General features: G+C 57.4%; 17 protein-coding genes. 6 read left to right on the forward strand and 11 right to left on the reverse strand.

The genetic code is table 11. From position 1 onward, the window contains the following. The first annotated feature begins 113 nt into the window (after window positions 1-113). Window positions 114-1505 carry an MFS transporter gene (locus WM40_RS19840; protein WP_046153749.1) on the forward strand — a complete coding sequence of 464 codons (1392 nt, stop codon included), beginning with the start codon at window positions 114-116 and terminating at the stop codon, window positions 1503-1505. Window positions 1506-1529: 24 nt separating this feature from the next. Here the strand turns inward: WM40_RS19840 and WM40_RS19845 are convergent, their stop codons facing one another. The 8 genes from WM40_RS19845 to pxpA form a co-directional block, all read right to left on the reverse strand. Beyond that, complete coding sequence (locus tag WM40_RS19845) at window positions 1530-2561, reverse strand: 5-oxoprolinase subunit C family protein (protein ID WP_024903729.1); 1032 nt, start codon at window positions 2559-2561, stop codon at window positions 1530-1532. Further along, window positions 2554-3459 (reverse strand): 5-oxoprolinase subunit B family protein, encoded by a 906-nt coding sequence (locus tag WM40_RS19850; protein ID WP_046153750.1) that lies wholly within the window; start codon window positions 3457-3459, stop codon window positions 2554-2556. Before WM40_RS19850 ends, WM40_RS19845 begins: the two co-directional genes overlap by 8 nt. A 115-nt stretch (window positions 3460-3574) precedes the next feature. Further along, entirely contained in the window at window positions 3575-4429 is an 855-nt protein-coding gene (locus WM40_RS19855) for an ABC transporter permease (protein ID WP_024903727.1), read from the reverse strand. Next, window positions 4426-5460, reverse strand: a complete 1035-nt coding sequence (locus tag WM40_RS28095) for an ABC transporter permease (RefSeq protein ID WP_051504454.1) — start codon at window positions 5458-5460, stop codon at window positions 4426-4428. The genes WM40_RS19855 and WM40_RS28095 overlap by 4 nt, the downstream gene beginning before the upstream one ends. Continuing rightward, the gene (locus WM40_RS19865; RefSeq protein ID WP_157685865.1) at window positions 5457-6662 is read right to left on the reverse strand and encodes an ABC transporter substrate-binding protein; all 1206 of its coding nucleotides are present in this window, start codon (window positions 6660-6662) and stop codon (window positions 5457-5459) included. Before WM40_RS19865 ends, WM40_RS28095 begins: the two co-directional genes overlap by 4 nt. A gap of 29 nt (window positions 6663-6691) precedes the next feature. Then, window positions 6692-7975, reverse strand: coding sequence for an ABC transporter ATP-binding protein (locus tag WM40_RS28100; RefSeq protein WP_157685049.1), 1284 nt, complete (start codon window positions 7973-7975; stop codon window positions 6692-6694). A gap of 44 nt (window positions 7976-8019) precedes the next feature. Beyond that, complete coding sequence (locus WM40_RS19875) at window positions 8020-9525, reverse strand: TCP-1/cpn60 chaperonin family protein (RefSeq protein ID WP_082103014.1); 1506 nt, start codon at window positions 9523-9525, stop codon at window positions 8020-8022. A gap of 12 nt (window positions 9526-9537) precedes the next feature. Further along, entirely contained in the window at window positions 9538-10263 is a 726-nt protein-coding gene (gene pxpA / locus WM40_RS19880) for a 5-oxoprolinase subunit PxpA (protein ID WP_036010091.1), read from the reverse strand. Window positions 10264-10647: 384 nt separating this feature from the next. On the opposite strand from pxpA, the gene WM40_RS19885 reads away from it, so the two are divergent. Then, on the forward strand, window positions 10648-11724 hold the full coding sequence (locus WM40_RS19885) for a phosphotransferase (RefSeq protein WP_036010174.1): 1077 nt from the start codon (window positions 10648-10650) through the stop codon (window positions 11722-11724). A 5-nt stretch (window positions 11725-11729) separates the two neighbouring features. Next, window positions 11730-13073 (forward strand): aspartate aminotransferase family protein, encoded by a 1344-nt coding sequence (locus WM40_RS19890; RefSeq protein ID WP_024903720.1) that lies wholly within the window; start codon window positions 11730-11732, stop codon window positions 13071-13073. 32 nt (window positions 13074-13105) lie between these two features. Here WM40_RS19890 and WM40_RS19895 read toward each other — a convergent pair whose 3' ends face one another. From WM40_RS19895 to WM40_RS19905, 3 genes are all read right to left on the reverse strand, one after another. Continuing rightward, entirely contained in the window at window positions 13106-13822 is a 717-nt protein-coding gene (locus WM40_RS19895) for a GntR family transcriptional regulator (protein WP_081764955.1), read from the reverse strand. Between the two features lie 234 nt (window positions 13823-14056). Beyond that, window positions 14057-15532, reverse strand: coding sequence for a glucose-6-phosphate dehydrogenase (zwf, locus tag WM40_RS19900; RefSeq protein ID WP_024903718.1), 1476 nt, complete (start codon window positions 15530-15532; stop codon window positions 14057-14059). 196 nt (window positions 15533-15728) lie between these two features. Then, window positions 15729-16637, reverse strand: coding sequence for a LysR substrate-binding domain-containing protein (locus WM40_RS19905; RefSeq protein WP_024903717.1), 909 nt, complete (start codon window positions 16635-16637; stop codon window positions 15729-15731). 149 nt (window positions 16638-16786) lie between these two features. Here WM40_RS19905 and WM40_RS19910 point away from each other — a divergent pair, with 149 nt between their 5' ends. The 3 genes from WM40_RS19910 to WM40_RS19920 are packed head-to-tail and all read left to right on the forward strand — an operon-like array spanning window position 16787 to window position 19841. Further along, a complete protein-coding gene (locus tag WM40_RS19910; RefSeq protein ID WP_046153763.1) occupies window positions 16787-18109 on the forward strand; it encodes an NAD(P)/FAD-dependent oxidoreductase in 1323 nt (440 codons plus the stop codon). Window positions 18110-18145: 36 nt separating this feature from the next. Next, on the forward strand, window positions 18146-18976 hold the full coding sequence (locus WM40_RS19915) for an ABC transporter substrate-binding protein (RefSeq protein WP_024903715.1): 831 nt from the start codon (window positions 18146-18148) through the stop codon (window positions 18974-18976). 46 nt (window positions 18977-19022) lie between these two features. Further along, the gene (locus WM40_RS19920; protein ID WP_024903714.1) at window positions 19023-19841 is read left to right on the forward strand and encodes an amino acid ABC transporter permease; all 819 of its coding nucleotides are present in this window, start codon (window positions 19023-19025) and stop codon (window positions 19839-19841) included. Window positions 19842-20060 lie beyond the last annotated feature (219 nt).

Raw genomic sequence — 20060 nt, forward strand, 5'->3', positions numbered from 1 at the left:
GCCGCTGCGCGGGTTAACCCACCTGACCGCAAACGTCGCGATTTCGTAAGCTGACACCTCTAATGTTCGCTCAATGAAATGCTGTTCGATAGTCGAACAGTCCGGGGAAGCCAATGTCATCTCATATACAACCATCCGTCGATGTACAGCAGTTCATCGATCAACAGCCGCTGTCGGCAAGACAGTGGTTGATCTTTGCAATGTGCTTTTTGGTCGTGCTACTCGACGGCTTCGACACAGCGGCTATAGGCTTCATTGCACCATCGTTGTTAGGCGAATGGGGCGTTGCCCGTGCCGCCCTATCCCCGGTGCTAAGCGCCGCACTGTTCGGCCTTGCCTGTGGTGCATTATTCGCGGGACCGCTCTCGGATCGCCTGGGCCGTCGCGCCCTCCTGTCCGGTGCCGTCGCCATTTTTGGGATAGCGTGCCTGATATCGTCGCAGGCGGGTAATCTTATCGAACTGACCGCGCTGCGCTTCGTGACCGGCATCGGTCTCGGCGCCGCCATGCCGACCGCAGCAACGATAATGAATGAATATTGCCCTCGGCAGAAGCGCGCGACGCTCGTCAATCTGATGTTCTGCGGCTTTCCTTTAGGCGCCGCGTTCGGAGGTTTCCTCGCCGCGTGGATGATCCCGCATTTCGGTTGGCGCAGCGTGCTGATCCTGGGCGGCGTTACCCCATTGCTGCTATTGATCGTACTATTGGCGGCGCTGCCTGAATCGGTCCGTTATCTGATTGCCAGCCTTCAAGACAATGCACTGATTAGACGGACCTTGGCACGTGTCTGGCCTCACGCTGCGGCTTCCCTCGATCCAACGGCGACATTCACTTTAACGGAAACGACAAGCGACAATGCCAGAAGCAACGCGGAAGGTCATCGTGGTCTGCGACTGGTGCTATCGCGGCCTTATCTGCTTGGCACGTTGATGCTGTGGATTGCCTACTTCATGGGCTTGGTCATCTTCTATGCTTCCATCAACTGGATGCCCATCCTGCTGCGCGAAGGCGGCGTCGCACCTGCCCATGCCGCGTTGATATCCGCGCTGTTCCCGCTGGGCGGCGTGGGTGCGGTGTTATGCGGTTATCTGATGGATCGCTTCAACGCAGATAGAATCATTGCACTCTGCTATGCACTCACGGCCGTCAGTATGGTAGCGGTGGGACAGGCCTTAGGGCATGTCGGTTTACTGGTACTCGTCGTGTTTTGCGCGGGCGTGCTGATGAATACAGCGCAATCGTCGCTGCCTGCGCTTGCCGCCGCGTTCTACCCCACGCAGGGTCGTGGTACAGGCGTCTCGTGGATGCTCGGCATAGGGCGATTTGGCGGCATCGCGGGATCGTTTCTGGTTGCCGAACTCGGCCGTCGGCACTTTACGTTCGGCGGAGTTTTTGCGACGGTGGCATTAGCAGGCGTCGTTGCCTGCGTGGCGCTGCTCGTAAAGCATCGCGGACGCACGGTGCATCCGATTGATCCGTTGCGCCCTGCATCGGTGAACAGATAAGTCGGTTGCAAGACCACACGCGCCCTAGAAGTCGCACTCCGACGTCGCCACGGCGCGCAAGGCTTCTGGCTGGCATAGTGCATCGATCTTGCGACGTGCCGATTGCGCCTCAGCCAGAGACACTTGCTTGAATCGGATCGTCTCGTTCGGGCGCGCCTGGCCCAGGCGCCATAGATCGGCCTTCGGCACCGTGAACGGCACGATGAAACCGCCCGCAGTAGGCGAATCCTGCACGAACACGATGGGGGTCTGCCCCGCTATGCTGATGCCACCCAATGGATAGCCGTGATCGAGAATGTTCGACGGATCGGTGCCGTGCTCGGGGCGCTTGTCATACGCACATGGCGCAAAGGTAAACGCCGGCCCCTTGAGGCGGATTCCCGTGCGATTACTTTGCGGGAGCACCGTCCAATCACTGTCGTAAAATCGCGCGATGCCGGCTGCGTCAAGCCAAGCGTCGTTGGGGCCGAGCAACGCGGCAATGCGATCGTCGGACCTGTCTCGATCAGCCGCATCGATCGGTGGTCGTGCGGCCTGGGGAACCGTGTAGCAAAGGGAAGCGTTCGCTGAAAGAGGGGTATCGTCACCTTTCGCGCCTATCGCAACAGTATCGCCCTTTTTAAGCGCACCGACCGATGGGCCACCGATACCGGCCATATGAAAGGTAGCACTTGATCCAAGGATTGTCGGACTAACGACGCCACCCGATATCGCTATATAGCCGCGCGCGCCTGTTTTAGCGCCGGCGCAGACGAGCGTCTGCCCAGCTCGCACCGGAAGTGTCTGCCAAAGCGGCACGACGACGTCATCCAGCTTTGCCACGACATCGGCGCCCGACAACGCAATGCGCACATCAACCAGGAAGCGAATCGTAGGACCCACAAACTGCCATTCCAAAGCCGGGGCGTCACGGTGGTTTCCAACCAGAAGATTCGACAGACGAAAAGACCATGCATCGGCGGGCCCCGAACACGGAAACCCGCGCTCGAGAAAACCGATACGTCCCGGAAGCGACTGGACCGTGGTCTCCAGACCCGGCTTGAGCACCTCAAACATGGACAGTCTCCTGCAAAGGTCCTGTACCGTCTGATGCGGTTACCGGGTCGAGCGATTGCAGCCACGCGCGATAACGCGGCACCGAGAACGTCTGGTAGTCCACCATCTGATGCACGTAACTGCCATCGGCTACCCTCGCTTCAATGTCGTCATACTCTTCCCGATCAATCGGTACGAAACGAACGCGATCACCGGGCTGAAACAAGGCGACACTATCCTTGAACGCGGCGAGGCGTTGCTCTCTGTCCCACACGGGTATGGGGGTGCGTGCGAAGATTTGATACCCCCCTGGTGTGGGATCGGGATAGATACACGACAGCCCCCCACCAACACCAATCGTCCCCTTTGGCGTCCAGGTCCGGGGCGGGTTGTACTTGGGTGCATTCAAGCGGCATCGCGGGTCCAGTGGCAACAACGAACAGAGACCCGGCCAGAACCCGAGCGCTGCCGCCCAATATTCGGTGCCTGAATGCAGTCGCTTCAATTCCGCGATATCTTTCAGCCCGTTCTCGCTGACCAGAAGTAACGGATCTGGTACCTTTTCCGTATGCTGACGACAATAAGCCTCGACGCACTCCGTTGTCCACGGGTCGAAATACAGGGTCGGTACATAGAAAAGGCGACTCGGCATTTCATCATTGGCATCGTCGCCACTTGCCTCGGCACACTGACGAATCTCATCTACAAGACGCTCGTAGGTAACGCGATCCGGATCGTACGACACCAACATCGATGCCAGTTCCGGAACAAGTTCAACGATACCGTCGATTCCTGCCGCGCGAATCGACGCAGTCAGCGAATGCACCCGGACATTGACGTCGAAACTCATCTCGTCGCCTAATTCGACTTCTATAAAGGAATCGCCCGCCGGCCGAAAACGCGGTTGCGTGTAGAACATCGATAACCTCTGTGACTAAAGCAGATTAAAGACGACATTTTCAGGACACACAAGCAAGCCGTCCGTGCACCACGGCTCAGCGCACCAGACGTGACATACAAGGGAGCAAAAGGGATCAACTCTTGTCCATGCGCACGAACAATACCCAGAACAACGCCGCCAACGACGGTAATACAACGAGTAAGACGATTGTCTCCAAGCCGAAAATCACTGGCACTTGAGATTGCTGCGACGACGCCATCGTCCAGTTCCAGATTGGCATCGTGGTTGCGGTACCTCTCAGGAAAACGGAGCGCTGCACCTCATTGAATGAGATCAGAAACCCAAAGGTCGCGGCACCAACGATGCCGGGGCGCAAGATGGGCATTTCGATATCCCAGAACGTGCGCCACGCCGATGCACCAAGATCGGCCCCGGCTTCAATCAAGCGGTTGTCGAATCGCGTCGTCAGCACGAGCACAATCAACAGCGAGAATGGAAAGGCCCATACCACATGTCCAAGAAAGATGGACCAGAACCCGAGCGTCATTCCCAGCATGGGCCGCAGAAAAATAAACATCGCGGCGCCCATCGACATACCTGGAATAAACAAGGGCAAGATAGCTAGCAGGACCAACGTGCCCGAGCGGCGGGAATGCGGCAATAGCCGTCCAACGAGGGTCGCCGTGATTGCCGTGACGGCACCCACGCCAATCGCGATCAATACGCTGATGCCAAGCGGTGCAACCCAGTCCAGTTTGTGGAACAGTATGCGATAACTGCTCAAGGAAAACGGTAGCGGCAAACCGGACAACGGCTGCGCGCTGATGGACATCAACGCGAGCCACATCAAAGGAAAATAGATGAGCGCGACTGTGCCAAAGACGAATGCCTGGGCGATCGCGCTCCAGCCTTTCCAGTAGCTCCATGCGCGCCCTCCCACCACCGCATAGGACGATGCCGCAGGCATCGGGATGGTCGAATTTTTCAATTCTGCAAGCTCCGAAACGCACTCGACAAATCCGTGAAGCGGCGCGTGAGGAAGACCAGCGCGATCAACAGAACGCCGATAAGCAAGATAACGAGGCTGGACAGCGCCGCCACCACCGGGTAGCGCAGCGCGCTATAGGCACTGTCGACGGAATTGCTCAGCATGTTGACGAACCCGCCACCCAGCATGTTCGGCTCGATCCACGACGCCAGGGCCGGCCCCAAGGTAAAGACGACGCCGGCCAAAATGCCGGGCATCGACATCGGCAGGATGATGTCGACCAGAATTCTGGCTGGCGAAGCGCCAAGGTCTGCCGCCGCCGCGATGAGTGTGTCATCGATGACGCTGATCGCCAGATAGATAGGAAGAATCATCACGGGGAAATTCGTGATGGCCATGCCGAACTGCACGGCGCCTTCGGTGTAGAGCATACCGTGAATCGGACTGTCGATCAGATGCAAATGCATCAGCACGTAATTGATCAATCCATTTTCGTCAAGGATACCTCGCCAGACAATGATGCGTGACGAGAGATCAAGGAAGAAGGGAATCGTGAACAGGGCGAGCATGATGGCTCGAGTACTTTTGCCGCACCGCCCTTTCGCCAGCCAGAGGGCAGCCGGGAATGCCAGTAGGAGATCCACGGCCGTGACGCTCAAAGCGATTCTCAACGTGCGCAGCGTCACTTCAAAGCGGCCCGACTGGAAAACGCTCTCCCATGTATGAAACGATGGCGAATAGATCATCGCAAAATTGCGGCTTTCAAAAAAACTGTACGCCAATAGCACCAGTAGCGGTGCGATCACGAGTACCAGCCACACACACAAAAACGTTGGCAGCAGCCAGGGCGTCCGCTCTAAAGGCGTACGCATCGATCGTCGCCGTGCTCGCTTTTCCGGCCCGCCTGTGGGCTTACCCGATGGGAGACCCGACATCTCTGGCGTCACTCCCTCCAGCGTGGAACGGGGACTCATCATGGCGTCCGGCATCGCGCCCTCCATTCGATAGACCTCGTACGAATCAAAAGTCATGCGTTCAGAAAGCGCTGCCATTCGTCCTCGATCGCGTCCGAATGTGTTGGCGTCGTCGTGCTGACGAAAGGTTTGGCAAACTTCCGATCGACCTTTTTCTGGGTATCTTTCAACTCCTGAACCTGCTGGGCGGACCAATTATGGCTGGTCGCATACTCGACACCCAGATCCATGTTGGGGCCGGCGTAACCACGATCGCGGGCTTGATAGGCGCGGTATTCGCCGTCCAGGAAGTAGTTCAGCATCTTGTAGATGTTGTCCATATTGCCGCGAGACTTGGCCTGTGACGCAATATAAGCGCCATGCCCCCATTTATAATAGCCTTCAACCGTGTACGCATAACGCGTTTTGCCCGCACCCAGTTTTGCATTCGCCTCTCGCACTGCCGGTTCCCAGCAATTCAAAATGTCAACTTCGTGGTTCGTCAGCAGTTGGATCTGTTCTTCAAACGACGAGACCAAGGTACGGAACTGCCCTGCCTTTTTACGCGCGACCAGAAAATCGACGATCACCTTGGCCTCGGCCGGTGTCGGATCCGCCGGGTTTGCTACCTTTGCCTTGCCGGTCGCGTTCAAGTACATGCCCGCAACGCCGATCGAATAGTTCCACGTCTTGTCGTAGCCAACCCGGCCGCGCGTACGCTCGTCCTCGAACATCATCTTCCAGGACACATCGGCCTCGCCATCCGCGCTGACCCCGATCTTGTCCGGAAAATACCCGAAGCTGTCGGCATTACCGATCACTGGCACGCCGTACTGCTTCCCGTCCTTGCCCATGACCGTGGCCGAATGCTTCCAGGTATCCGCGGTACGGTCCCAGAGCTTCAACGCAGGATGCTTCTGATCAATCACTTGATAGGCGCCTTGAGGCCCTAAAATGTCCTGCGTCCCCCCCTCGAAAATAAAGAGATCGACCTTATTCCCCATCTGCGACGCCATCACGTCACGCATGAAAACGCCAACGTCGTTATTCGAACCGACATATTGCATCTTCAACCCGGTCGACTTCTCGAGAAGTGACCAATCCTTCAACTGCGCGGTTGTGACGCCATAGGCGCTAACGGTCGAACTGGCTGCGGCGTTGGCCGGCCGACTTAAACCGAAAGCCCCCGCCAGGGCAAGCACGCCAGTTGCCGCTGTGCCTTTGAGCAGATCGCGACGGGCCAAATCCAGTTGCGATGTAATCGAATGCCGGTCTTTCATCTTGATCGCCTTCTTGTTGTATGAACTGACTAGGAGGGAAGAAGCACGCAATCCTGTACACGGCAGTGCACTGTATCGAAAGCACCGGTCAATGTGTTCTGATCCCAGGACCGGATTTTGATTTCACCGTCGCCTGCATACCGGGCCGTTTGATCGGTGTATTTGCCACGATACATATGGCGTATCGGGGTGCAGGTAATCTTGTTGCGTTCCATGCCGTCTAGAGCACCCATCGCATCGCTTATCCCGCCCGACACGCATTGATCACCGTTTGCCATCGATAGAGAGGCAGACCGGGCTGCAATCAGCCGCTCCGCACGCACCGCCAAGGTCATGACATCGCCGGGTTTGATCGCAAGCGTTGGAGCGCATACGGCGCGCACGACCTGGTCACCCAGCGCAACGCGGGCGATGTTATTCACGTCTGGAGCGTCTATCACACAGCATGGCAATACGTTGTCAAAGCCCATGAAGCGTGCAACGAATTGGTTGACCGGGCGATCAAAGAGCGCTTCTGGCGCACCACATTGTTCAATTCGACCTTTTCGCATCAGCACGATCCGATCGCTCATGGTCAACGCTTCTTCCTGGCTATGTGTGATGTAAATAAACGTCATGCCGAGCGCTTTGTGAATGTCGACCAATTCCGCCTGCATATCGATACGGAGACGCTCGTCCAAGGCACCAAGCGGTTCGTCCAGAAGCAGGATTGCCGGCCGGGTGACAACGGCGCGCGCAAGTGCGACGCGCTGGCGCTCGCCACCAGACAATTGCCCGATACGTCGACCCGCTTTGTCGGATAGACGCACCATGGCCAATGCGTCGTGGGCGCGCTTGCGGCTATCGTCACGCGGAATCCCGCGAACGCGTAAGCCGTAGGCAACATTCTCCTCCACCGACATATGCGGAAATAGTGCATAGCTTTGAAACACGGTCGTGCAGTTACGCTTTGCCGCGGGGGTGTCCGTTACGTCCACGCCGTCCAGCGTCAATGTCCTCACTTCCGATGCGCGTTCCAGGCCTGAGATCACACGGAGCATCGTGGTTTTGCCTGACCCGCTCTCGCCCAGAATGGTAAGGAACTCCCCCCGCCGCACATCAAGCGAAACGTTGTCGAGTGCCGTCACGTTGCCATAGCGATGCACGATATCGCCAGCACGTAGGATGACATCGTCGTGCTGGCCGAGTAGCGCATTATTGGCCACCGTCCCATGCTCGATGGCGGCGCCATTCCGTATGACAAAAGGCCTGGATCGCGGCACCGCGACATTGCTTATCGGCGTTCGCGCATTAATCTCGTTACCGGTGCTCATATCCTTTCTCGCATGATCGTAAGCGTTCATCGCATTGGCCGTTGTCAGGCAATCAATACTTCAATGCCGATCAGCGCTGTCGTCAGCGACAGCGAACGCCGCAACAGATCCGTCGTGGTGCACAGGGGATCCACTACCGTCCTTTCTCCAAACGCCCCGTCGTTCAGCACAATCTGACGTCTGACGGCACGGCATGCCGCTGCGACGACCTGTATCGCCGCCCACTCGATCTCGTCCGGCGGCGTTGCCACGCAACGCATCGCGCTGTCCGACTGCATCATGTCGGCGAGTCTTTCCAACGCTTTACCGCCTCCAGGAACCACGCCGTCGGCCTCGCTGGCTCGCAAGGCATGCAATGCCGCGCGCGCCTGAACAAGGAACGCTTCCGTTTCCCACATGGTGCGTCCCGCAACCCGCATTTGCGCCCACCCACCGCGTAGACGTGCGGCGCGCCGCAACAGACGCTCTCGATCCAAAGAGACATGACGCTGGCGTTGCGCGTCCCGTTCAAGATCTTGTCGACGTGCCAAGACAGCGGCGACTTCTCCCTCAGCTTGCGCAAATACAGCACGACCATTTTCGATGACGACACTTTCAACACGGCCCAACATCGCAGGCCTGACCGATGCCATGGTCGTACCCGTCTCCTCACTCACAAGCGTCGCTCCGGTTACGACGCATAAATCCTCCAGAACGCCAACGGCATGCATCGCCACATCGGCAAGCGTGACCCCGATCACATGCAAGGTCAGCGCCTGATGATTCGCACTCAGCACCGCTCTAGCCGCACCGGTAAATCCTCGCGCGACAATCAGCAGCGATTTGGCTCGCGAGACAAATTGTTCGAGCACAGGCAATAACGGCCCGAAATCATCCAGCACCTCATTTACAACCAGGACATGTACTGCATGCAATGCAAACCGCTGTCTCTGTTGCAAGGCCGTTGGCCCGATCACGGCATCGCCAACGTCGACGCAGTAACCCGAGAAACGTTCCACAACAATGCCCGGCTCGACGCCAGCGATGATCTCCAACGCCCCCTCTTCGGGCAAATACGCGAAAAGTTCAGCAACACGATGTGCAAGCGCGTCGTCGTCGCAGGCCGAGGCCGCAATTGCCGCACGCGATGGCATCGGACAGCGTTGCATGGCGAGAAGCGCCGGTAGACGCCGCGCGACGCGCTCGATCGCACGACCTAGCTTGATCGGCGCCATGCCATGCGCCACATGCCGAAGCGCCTCCCCATACGCGCCATCCACCATGCAGGCGACACGCGCGGTGCCGTCATGGAGGTCTCGCTGTACTTCCCACAGCGTTTCCTTTAACAGCTTCGGTGCAACGGATTTGACCCCCTGTTCAGGACATACCTGCCGGGCAATCGAGAGACCATCGCTTGCCTGAAGGACACCGGCCGTTCCTGCGTCGTACATCAAGCGCTTCGACGACGGCCCCAACGACCCACCTATCGCCCGTACCGCTTCGCTTAGTGAGCGTTGTAAAACCCGACGCGCCGCCGAACCAGTGATTACTCGTACAGAAGTCACGGCCATGACGATATCGTCCTAAAGACGGTCTGCCACGGCATCGTGGACAGCTCGCGCTAGCGGCAAAGCGCCAGGCGTATCGCTATGCACGCAAATCGAGTCCACCGCGACGTCGACCAGCTTTCCGTTGACGGATCGTGCCTGCCGATTAGACAAAGCAAGACGGACGCGCTCGACTGCCAGTTCCGGGGAGACAGGGTCATGTTGCATGGAGATAATCTGCACACCGTCGTCGTCGTAGTCCAGATCGCAATAAAACTCGCAACTATACGAGACACCGCGAGCGCTCAGCACACGCGTCATCTCACTATTCCAGCAGGCAATGACCGGGAGATGCAATGCCAGCGCGGCGTCCGCCACGCCCTCGGCGACGTGCGCATATTTCATTGCCATACCCATCAATGAGCCGTGCGGCTTGATATGGGTAAGCGACATGCTTTCGGCATTGAGGAATGCCATCAATGCGCCCGTTTGGTAAAGAACCAGTGCCGCGACCTCATCACGGGTCATCTTCATTTCCCGCCGACCAAAGCCTTCCCGATCCGGCAGGCCGGGGTGCGATCCGACATGAATACCATGCCGTTTCGCCGCCTTGACCGTGCGCCACATCACGCTCGGATCGCCCGCATGAAAACCGCAGGCGATGTTCGCGTGAGTGACATAAGGCATCACTTCTTCATCGTCGCCAAACCGATAGAGACCGAAGCCTTCTCCCATGTCGCAGTTGATCGTCAGCTTTTCCATCGCTCGCCCATTTCCGTCAAAAAATGGCGGTCGCCGCGTCGTGCGAAACCGCTAACTCGCCGTTTGTTTCGCTCATGCGCCTGGCCGCATGGTTCCATGCTTTACCTAGGATGCACCACTGACCACAATCGCCAGATAGCATCAAATTCATGAAATATGATATATCGTCTTTTCTCGTAAAAATAAAGTTTTGGCAAATTTATATTTGCTGCCGACGAGAATCCGCCTTCATGCCGCGATGCGCCTCGTCGCTCGGGCACGGCAGCCACCACCAGACCCCACGTGCACTTCGCAAGATGCGTAAATTTTTTGTTTCTCTTCCACATTTGCGATATATCATATCTCAAAATTTTGAAGAGATTGGATGTTCTGAACGGGATGATCATGGGTCGCAACGACGGTGGTGCAACAAATGAAGCACTCGTGAACGAAAGCCTCAGCAAGGCTTCTTCGCGCGTGAGCCTGGCGCACGTTGAGGGGATCGTGCATCAGCATTACGGTATCCACGGGCAAGCCACCGTTATGACAAGCGAGCGTGACCAGAACTTCAAAATCACGGCTCCGGACGGGCGCGAGTTTGCGTTTCGTGTCAGTAACCCCGCCGAGCCACCGGAGGTCAATGACTTTCAGCTTGCTGCCATGCAACACATAGCCTGCGCGGACCCTGACCTTCCCGTGCCACGCGTGATCAGAACGCTGAACGGTGAAGCCCATTTGTCATTACCCTTCGACAAGGGTGAATTACGATCCGTACGCATGATCTCGTACCTGCCTGGCGATGTCATGCTCGGGGTGCCGCGTTCGGCCGCTCTACGACACAATCTCGGCGACGCCCTCGCAAGAATGGGACATGCATTGAGGGATTTCCATCATCCTGGTGCCTTCCATGAGCTGGCCTGGGATTTAAAGCATACGCCGCGCGTGCGAGGCCTCCTTGAACATATCGATGATGCCGAACTGCGCGCACTAACCCAAAGCTTTGCGGACACTTTTGTCACGCGTGTCGCCCCGGTGTTACCTACGCTGCGTGCTCAGGTCGTACATAACGATTTGAATCTCCATAACGTGCTCGTGGACCCGGCCCAACCGGAACGCGTTGTCGGCATTTTAGATTTCGGGGATCTCGTACATACCGCACTGATCGTTGACGTTGCCGTAGGCGCCTCTTATCACTTCGCCGACTCCGCTACAGATCCGTGGCTTAAGGTGATTGAATTCGTCACGGCCTACCATGCGCGCGTCCCTCTGAGTGCCCAGGAATTGGATCTGCTGTACGACCTTATCGCTGCACGCTACGTGGTGACGATAGCAATCACCGGTTGGCGTGCGAAGCGCTATCCGGAAAATGGCGGATACATCTTAAAGAATCACGCAAGGTCCTGTACGGGTCTGCACCTTCTGTCGATATTGAACCGTGACGACGCAAGCGCGCGCTTGCGTCTCGCTTGCAACATGGAGTAAAGGAAATGCCAAAGATATTGATGGTCAATGCATTCGATCCAAAAAAAGCCGTGGGGCTCGACGCATCGCGACAGCGGCTACTGGAACGTCGGAGTAGGGTTTTAGGGCCGTCGTATAAACTATTCTACGAAGAACCGCTCCATCTGGTCCGCGCGCAAGGCGTCCATATGTACGATGCCGACGACACCGCCTATCTCGACGTCTACAACAATGTTCCGTCTGTCGGACACTGCCATCCGCATGTTGTCGAAGCGATTTCGAAACAAGCAGCCATACTGAATACCCATACGCGCTATCTGCATGAACTTATCCTGACATACGCGGAAAAGCTGATAGCGACATTTCCAAGTGCGCTGTCCAATGTGATGTTCACATGTACAGGAAGCGAAACGAGCGATTTGGCGCTCCGCGTGGCGCGCAACGCGACAGGGGGTACCGGTATCATCGTCACACAGACCGCGTATCACGGCATTACCAGCGCCGTATCGGAAATATCGCCATCGCTCGGCGACAACGTGCCGATGGGATTGCATGTTCGGACGGTGCCGGCCCCGGATGCGCTGCGCATTGACAGCGCTGGCGACGAAGATCTCGCCACGGCGTTTGCACGACATGTCGAAAGTGCGATTGAAGATCTGAGGCGCCACGGCGTCAAGGTTGCCGCGCTGATCGTAGACACGATTTTCTCCAGTGATGGTGTCTATAGCGATCCGGCGGGCTTTCTTGCTCCCGCCGTGGAGATCATTCGGAAAGCGGGCGGCGTGTTTATCGCTGATGAAGTGCAACCGGGGTTTGCCAGGACAGGCGATGCAATGTGGGGATTCCAGCGGCACGGAATTGTCCCGGAACTCGTCATCCTCGGAAAACCGATGGGCAACGGCTTGCCAATAGCGGGACTGGTTGCAAAGCCAGAGGTGCTGCAGGATTTCGCGTTGAAAGCACGCTACTTCAATACGTTCGGCGGTAATCCCGTTTCCTGCGCCGCAGGCTTGGCCGTACTCGAAGTCATCGAAGCTGAACGCTTACAAGAAAATGCGCGTTTGGTCGGTCAGTATATCCGTGATGGGCTTCACGCTATGGCGGGGCGCTTCGAGCAGATTGGCGAGGTCCGGGGAGCCGGTTTGTTCATCGGCATGGATCTCGTCAAGAACCGCGAAACGCTGGACGCCGACCCGGGGCTGGCTATCCGCGTTGTCAACGCATTGCGAAAGCGCCATATCCTGATCGGCGCGTCTGGCCCCGAAGGACATGTATTGAAGATTCGACCACCGTTGCCGTTTTCCCTAGGCAACGCGGACCAGTTTCTCAATGCGACCGAGGACGCGCTACAGGAAGTGCTCGCACAGTAGTCGTCATTATCGCGACGTTGGCCGGCACGGCATCAGCTCAACACTTTCGCTTCGGCGTCGACGTCGATCAACGTCTGCAGACGTGGCAATAATGCTTCCCGGGCAGCGACGATATCATCAACAAGTCTTTGACGTGCGGCATGCGCATCACGAGCCTTGAGTGCATCGACGATCGCGCGGTGATGCAAATTGGCATGCGTTCCCCCGTAATCCGGGTCATCGAACAGGCCGTAGAAAACCGGTCCAACCTGGCCCCACAAATTTTGAATGATTTCAAGTAAACGCGGCGATCCCGCTTTCTCATAAATCGAAAAATGAAAGCGCTCGTTCAACTGCCTATATGCGGTCTTGTCCCCACCCGCAATCGCTTTGTCGATACCATCCATTATCTTCGTCAACCGGTTGACATCGGCGGTGCGGCAGTGCGCCGCCGCAAGCTCTCCCGCCAAGCCTTCCAATTCGCAGCGTATGCGATAGATCTCTGTAAATTCATCCGCCGAAAGGGTTGGCACGATGATTGATCGGCTCGCCGTCATGACAAGCAATCTTTCGGCTACGAGCCTCTGAAGCGCTTCTCGCACAGGCGTGGGTGAAATGCCGTATCGCTCGGCAACGGTTCTGATGATGAAGTATTGACCAGGGTGAAATGATCCGGAAATCAGTCCGCTTTTGATAATGGCATAGGTACGATCGTTAAGATTCTGATGCTCCAGTTTTTCTGAAGAGTCTGGTTGTGCCGCCGCGCGCATGGTTTTGTTCCGGTTTGCTCCCATTTCGTGATATATGATATCAGAATTGCCATGGCGAACATCCAGAATCCGGACGGCGTCCCCTGCGCCGTGAAGCAAACATCTGCTTGTATATAGCGGAAAGACAGGGTTCAGCGGGCAACAAAAACTGCTCCGCATGACCCAACGAATTGCCGAGGTTTATTCCGGACCTTTCGCCGTTGGCCCGGCATGCCGTAGGCTGCCTTATCCGGTCTACAGGTTTTCAGGCCAGGATGTGTTGTTCCGCGCCATGAGCGCGTACGATGCAGGCGGCCCATAAGTGCCGGCAGCATAGCGATGTGTACGAATACCCAGCCGCTTCCAGCCGTTCAAGATCTCTTCCACCCACGACCATGCCGCTTCGAGTTCATCGGAACGCATGAAGTGTGTCAGACGTCCCCGGATAACATCGATCAATAAACGTTCATACGCTTCCGCGCGGCGTCCCGACATCGCGCTTTGGAGATCCAGGTCCAAGCTCACCGGCAACGTGTTCAAGCCGCTACCCGGCTCCTTTGCCAACATCTGTAATTGAATGGATTCTTCCGGTTGCAAACGGATTACGAGGCGATTCGCGCTCCCTTCACCTGAGCGCGGAATGATCGAGAATGGCATGTCGGCAAATTCGATGACAATCTCCGAACGCCTCTCGGGAAAACGCTTGCCGGTGCGCAGGAAGAACGGCACGTTCGCCCACCGCCAGTTGTCGATCATCACCCGCAACGCGACAAAGGTTTCCGTATCGCTATCCGCGGGCACATTGGCCTCGTCACGGTAGCCCTTCACGGGCGCGCCATCGACCACGCCACCATGATATTGCGCGCGAATCACGTCGCGCGAGATCGATTCATTCGACATCGGCCGCAACGAGCGGAGAACCTTGACCTTTTCATCGCGGACCGCATCGGGGTCGAGCGATACCGGCGGCTCCATTGCCACAATGCACAGCAACTGCATCAGGTGATTCTGGACCATGTCACGCATCGCGCCGGTATGGTCATAGAAGTCCGCACGACTTCCCACACCTACGGATTCCGCCACGGTAATCTGCACGCTCTTGATATACGGCGCCTGCCACAACGGTCCAAAAATCGGATTGCCAAAACGCAGCACCATCAGATTCTGGACCGTCTCCTTGCCAAGATAATGGTCGATCCGATAGATCCGGTCTTCAGGAAAATATTGTGTCACCGTCGAGTTGATCGCTTTTGCCGACGCGAGATCATGACCCAGCGGTTTTTCCAGAACAACCCGCGCGTGGGTATCCGCCAGTCCGACGCGCGACAAGTTTTCACAGACCACACTGAACAGATCCGGTGCCGTGGCAAGGTAGAACACCTTCAAGGAGCCGGCTTGGCACGCAGGCACCAGGCTGTCGTAATCAGCCGATACGCCCGCGTCTATCACAACGTAATGCAAACGCTCCAGAAAGCTCGCCCAGGTTTGTTGCGTGGCAGCACCTTTGTCGATGAAGGGCAACGACTTCTCGTTAATCAACGCAAGATAGTCTTCCCGCGAATACTTGGTCCGCCCGACAGCGATGACGCGTGTGGAATCCGGCAGACTCTTGTGTACGTACGCCATGAACAACGCCGGCAGCAATTTCCGGATCGAAAGATCACCGGCACCGCCGAAGATAACCATGTCGAGCGGTTGCTCTTGCGGAACCGAATTCGCTTTGCTCATGATGGTGGACCCAAAAGTAAGAGAACGCTTGCACGTCACGCCGGTCAGGCGGCCTGCGCGACCGGGACGATAGCGAGGAATGTAGCAAAACTGCGTGACAAGACAACTCGCGCCACCGCCCAGCATTGCACATCGGGACCGAGTATTTTACCGCCTCCCTGGCAACCTCGCTTTTTCGTATCCGCCCCGGGGCGGCGCCTTATCCCGCCTGCCGTAGCGCCGCCGCTTCTTCGGCCATGACCTGTGTACTCAGGGCCAGGAAGGCTTCAACGATCGGATTCTCGTTGCGCAGTTGAGGGCAGACCGTGAAGCCGCGAAACAGAATGCTGGGCGCGAATGAGCGAAAAACGACGCGTCGCGGATTCACGTCCCGGCTGGCCAGCGGGTTGACGACGCCTACCCCTAGCCCGCGTGCCACCATCGCGCAAATTGTCGCGCCATACGGCGTTTCGATCGTTGGAACCTGCGTAACATTTGCCTGCCGTAACGCCCGATCAAGCGCCGACCGGGTGTCATCGGCGTAAGACGGCAGGATCAGCGACTCACCCCGCAAATCTCGCGCGTTGATCTTGGCCCTGGATGCAAGGCGATGACGCACGGGGAGTGCGCAGACACCTTTCAATCGATAGAGCTCGGTGCCGGTGACACCGAAGGCGTCCGGGGTCGTTGTCGCAAAACCGATATCGCAATATCCCGACGATGCCCAGCGTTGTATCGTGCTTTCACTCCGCATTTCCAGGGAAACGACAATCCGAGGATAGGCTGCGAGAAATCGCTCGATGACCTGTGGCACCAAGCCAAGCGCGAGCACCGGCGCGGCAACCAAGCGCAGCCTCCCGCTACCGTACTGCTTGATCTCCCGCGCCGAATGGGCCAGCTTGCGCAAGCCGACCACGCTGCGATCCACTTCCCGATAAAATGCGCTCCCTGCATCGGTCGCCTGCACGCGCCCACCGGCACGATTGAACAGCACCAGTCCCGTAGATGCCTCCAACTCCGAAATCAAGCGACTGATGCTGGGTTGCGACGTACCCAATTCGTCGGCCGCGGCCGTCATCGACCCACGCAGCATTACCGCGCGAAATGCATCGATCTGCTTCTGATTCATCACGTTCTGCCTCCCCATCACGCCGAATTCCAGCTGGTCTCGAACCAGCATGTCATATCAAAAATGAATAGCGCGCGTTTTTGGCCGTATTTGACCGAATGCCTGCATCAAACCTAGACTCGATCATGCGTATTCCGTGAAGGATGATCATGCGTCCCGATGCACTACTTTTCCATGACGACTTTCGCGTCGCCCCGTATTGGTGGGATGCTGCACCGCCGCAGACGATCCATGCTCCATTGCCGAATTCGGTGGATGTGGCCGTTGTTGGCAGTGGCTATTGCGGACTGTCCGCTGCGGCGGAATGTGCGAAGGCCGGGCGGCATGTCGCCGTACTCGATGCTGCGGAAATAGGCGCGGGCGGTAGCACGCGTAGCGGGGGTATGGTTTCCGGCGGCCAGAAGCTGGCACTCACGGGCGCGATCCGCGGCGTTTCGGCCGATCGCCTGACGCGGTTGATGAACGAATCGATGGCGAGCTTTAAATACTTGCAAACCCTGATCGCCACCGAAGCACTCGATGCGGACCTACAGATCACCGGACGCTTCTTCGGGGCATACACCCCGGATCACTTCGAACGCCTTGCCGCGCAAGGCGCGCTACTGCGGGAGAAGACCGGCGTCACGGTCCATCTGATCCCACGTGAGGCGCAACGTTCAATCGTGGGCTCCGACTACTATTACGGTGGCATGCTGGTTGAAGAATACGGCGGCCTGCATACGGCAAAATTTCATCGCGCGCTCCGGGGTCTCGCCACCGCCCGCGGCGCGACCTTGCATTCCCATGCAAGCGTGACGCGTATTCGCGGGGGGAGTGGCCACTTTATCGTCGACACCGCACGCGGCACGCTACGGGCACGTCAGGTCCTGATTGCGACGAATGGTTATACCGGCGGTCTGCTGCCCTTTCTCGAACGCCGCGTACTACCGGTTGCCAGCTATCAGATTGCCACCGAGCCGTTGCCTGCCGGTTTGATGAGCGTGCTGAATCCGGGGCGACGAATGATCAGCGACTCTAAACGCAACCTGTTTTACACGCGACCGTCGCCAGATGGCACGCGGATGATCTTCGGCTCCCGCCCTGCCATTCTCGAACTCGACGAACGCTCCGCGGCGCGACGGCTTTACGCAAAAATGGTGCAGCTCTGGCCGGCGCTGCGCGACATCCGCATCACGCATGCGTGGAAGGGCTATGTCGCCATGACGGGTGACAAACTGGCGCATATCGGCAACCACGACGGCTTGCACTATGCGCTGGGCTGCAACGGCAATGGCGTTGCATTGATGACGTATCTTGGACGGCAGATCGCGCAAACAATGCTCGATACCGAAAGACGCATCGGTGCTTTCGGCGAAGGTGCTTTTCCCGTAAATCCCGGCAGTATCGCGGCACCATTCTCCGTACCAATTGGCACTGCACTTTACCAGTTTGGCGACCACTGGAGCGGCCGCGTAAGGGCTGCATTGTCCTGAACCCTCTACAAACCATCACTCCCTCAGGAGCACATCATGCTGTTTCGCCGATTCCTGCGTGTTGCCGCGCTCGCGATCCCATTGTGGCTCACTCTCGCGATATCAACGGCGCCCGCAGCGTACGCCGACGATTTCGACACGCTCAGCGCGGGCAAGCTGATGGCGGGCGTGGACGCCAATAACAAACCCTATTCGTATATCGACAATGGCAAAATGACCGGCTTCGATGTCGAGTTGTTACGTGCGATTGGTGCCAAGCTCGGCTTGACCGTCGAGTTTCGATCCCAGGACTTCAGCGCACTACTGCCGGCTATATCGAATCACCAACTCGATATCGCAGCAGGTTCCATCTCGATTACCAAAGAACGCCTGAAGATGGTTGACTTCTCCGAGGGCTATCTGACAGGTCTGCTAAGCGTGGCGACCTTGCCGGGCAGCCCCATCACCAGCGACAAGGCATCGGTCAAAGGCAAGCGGGTTGGCGTGATACAAGGCACCATTGAAGATACCTATTCCGCCAGCTATATACCGGGTGCGGAAATCGTGCGTTTTCCCAACTTGAATGCCGGATTCCTGCAACTGCGTTCCAAATACATCGATGGCTTTTTTATCGATAAAACGCTGGTGGACGGGCTGATCGGCAAGTACCCCGATATGCATCTGTCGGCACGCCTGGATATTTCCGCGGTGAATCTCCCTGCCGGCTTTCCGATGCGCAAGGGCAATACAAAACTGAAAGCGGCAGTGGATAAAGCGATCAACGAGCTTGTTGCGGATGGCACCTGGATGAAGCTATACACGCAGTTCAACCCGACCTATCCGAAACCCACGAGTCTGCCGCCGTACGAGATGGCCGGCGGCAACTGACACCAGCGAGCCGTTCGGCGGCCCGCCTTTTTCAAGAGAGCGCGCGATGCACGACTTCTTGTCCAATTTCCTAGACTGGCCGCTCCTGGTGGGTTCGCTGCCAAGCCTGCTCATCACGGGCCTCGTCAATACGTTGACGTTATCGGTTTTCTCGACGCTGCTTGGCCTGATAATTGGCATGGTATTGGCGTTGATGATGGTTTCCGCACTTCCTCTGCTCGGCTACCCCGCACGCGCTTTTGTCGACATTTTTCGCGGCTTGCCGGCCGCCCTGGTGATCCTGCTTGTCGGCCAGGGATTGGCGCCCCTTGGGCTGACACTGTTCGGACCCAACCCTTACCCACTTGCCATTGTCGCGCTTGGCCTGATTTCTTCGGCGTATATCGCGGAGATCTTCCGCTCCGGCATTCAGAGCGTGGGAAAAGATCAGATGGCGGCCTGTCAGGCATTGGGTATGAGCTATTGGAGCGGCATGCGTCACGTTGTCGTGCCTCAGGGAATTCGGCGAATACTGCCGGCGCTTGCAAACCAATTCATCTCGATCGTCAAAGATTCGAGCCTGGTTTATTTTCTCGGTTTGCTGACGTCGCAGCGTGACCTTTTCACGATCGGCCAGAACGCGTCGGTCAATACGGCCAATCTCTCGCCATTGGTGGCGGCCGGCGCGGTCTACCTGTTGATTACGATTCCACTGACACACGCTATCAACCATATCGATCGATGGACCAACCGTCACGCGAATCCGCGTGGCGCGGCAACGCGAGCAGGCAAAATAAAAAGCGCCCGCAAAAGCCGAGGCCGGGAAACCCGCGCTGCCCGTGATGTGGATGATGGCAGCAAGCGCGGTGATGTACTCGCGCGTTAATCGCACTGACGTCATGTCTAGCAGGCTGTTGAAATACCCTCTGCGCGGGTCATCCGTGCGCAAGGGAGAAACGTTGATTTAAAGAATCGAACGACACAGAGACGGAAGCGATGCGCGGCCCCGACAGCTACACTGAATCGATGTTCACGATGTCCAGACTGGATGATTTCGTTCCGGCCAATCATGCGCTGCGACCGATTCGCCTGTGGCTGAACGAGG

Origin of the sequence: Robbsia andropogonis, assembly GCF_000970345.1 — a bacterium.
Classification (GTDB): Bacteria; Pseudomonadota; Gammaproteobacteria; order Burkholderiales; family Burkholderiaceae; genus Robbsia; species Robbsia andropogonis.

Bases quoted from the DNA above. Each gene is read 5' to 3' on its own strand.
- WM40_RS19840 (WP_046153749.1), top strand. From the start codon at position 114: ATGTCATCTCATATACAACCATCCGTCGATGTACAGCAGTTCATCGAT.
- WM40_RS19845 (WP_024903729.1), bottom strand. From the start codon at position 2,561: ATGTTTGAGGTGCTCAAGCCGGGTCTGGAGACCACGGTCCAGTCGCTT.
- WM40_RS19850 (WP_046153750.1), bottom strand. From the start codon at position 3,459: ATGTTCTACACGCAACCGCGTTTTCGGCCGGCGGGCGATTCCTTTATA.
- WM40_RS28095 (WP_051504454.1), bottom strand. From the start codon at position 5,460: ATGACTTTTGATTCGTACGAGGTCTATCGAATGGAGGGCGCGATGCCG.
- WM40_RS19865 (WP_157685865.1), bottom strand. From the start codon at position 6,662: ATGAAAGACCGGCATTCGATTACATCGCAACTGGATTTGGCCCGTCGC.
- WM40_RS28100 (WP_157685049.1), bottom strand. From the start codon at position 7,975: ATGAGCACCGGTAACGAGATTAATGCGCGAACGCCGATAAGCAATGTC.
- WM40_RS19875 (WP_082103014.1), bottom strand. From the start codon at position 9,525: ATGGCCGTGACTTCTGTACGAGTAATCACTGGTTCGGCGGCGCGTCGG.
- pxpA (WP_036010091.1), bottom strand. From the start codon at position 10,263: ATGGAAAAGCTGACGATCAACTGCGACATGGGAGAAGGCTTCGGTCTC.
- WM40_RS19885 (WP_036010174.1), top strand. From the start codon at position 10,648: ATGGGTCGCAACGACGGTGGTGCAACAAATGAAGCACTCGTGAACGAA.
- WM40_RS19890 (WP_024903720.1), top strand. From the start codon at position 11,730: ATGCCAAAGATATTGATGGTCAATGCATTCGATCCAAAAAAAGCCGTG.
- WM40_RS19895 (WP_081764955.1), bottom strand. From the start codon at position 13,822: ATGCGCGCGGCGGCACAACCAGACTCTTCAGAAAAACTGGAGCATCAG.
- WM40_RS19905 (WP_024903717.1), bottom strand. From the start codon at position 16,637: ATGAATCAGAAGCAGATCGATGCATTTCGCGCGGTAATGCTGCGTGGG.
- WM40_RS19910 (WP_046153763.1), top strand. From the start codon at position 16,787: ATGCGTCCCGATGCACTACTTTTCCATGACGACTTTCGCGTCGCCCCG.
- WM40_RS19915 (WP_024903715.1), top strand. From the start codon at position 18,146: ATGCTGTTTCGCCGATTCCTGCGTGTTGCCGCGCTCGCGATCCCATTG.
- WM40_RS19920 (WP_024903714.1), top strand. From the start codon at position 19,023: ATGCACGACTTCTTGTCCAATTTCCTAGACTGGCCGCTCCTGGTGGGT.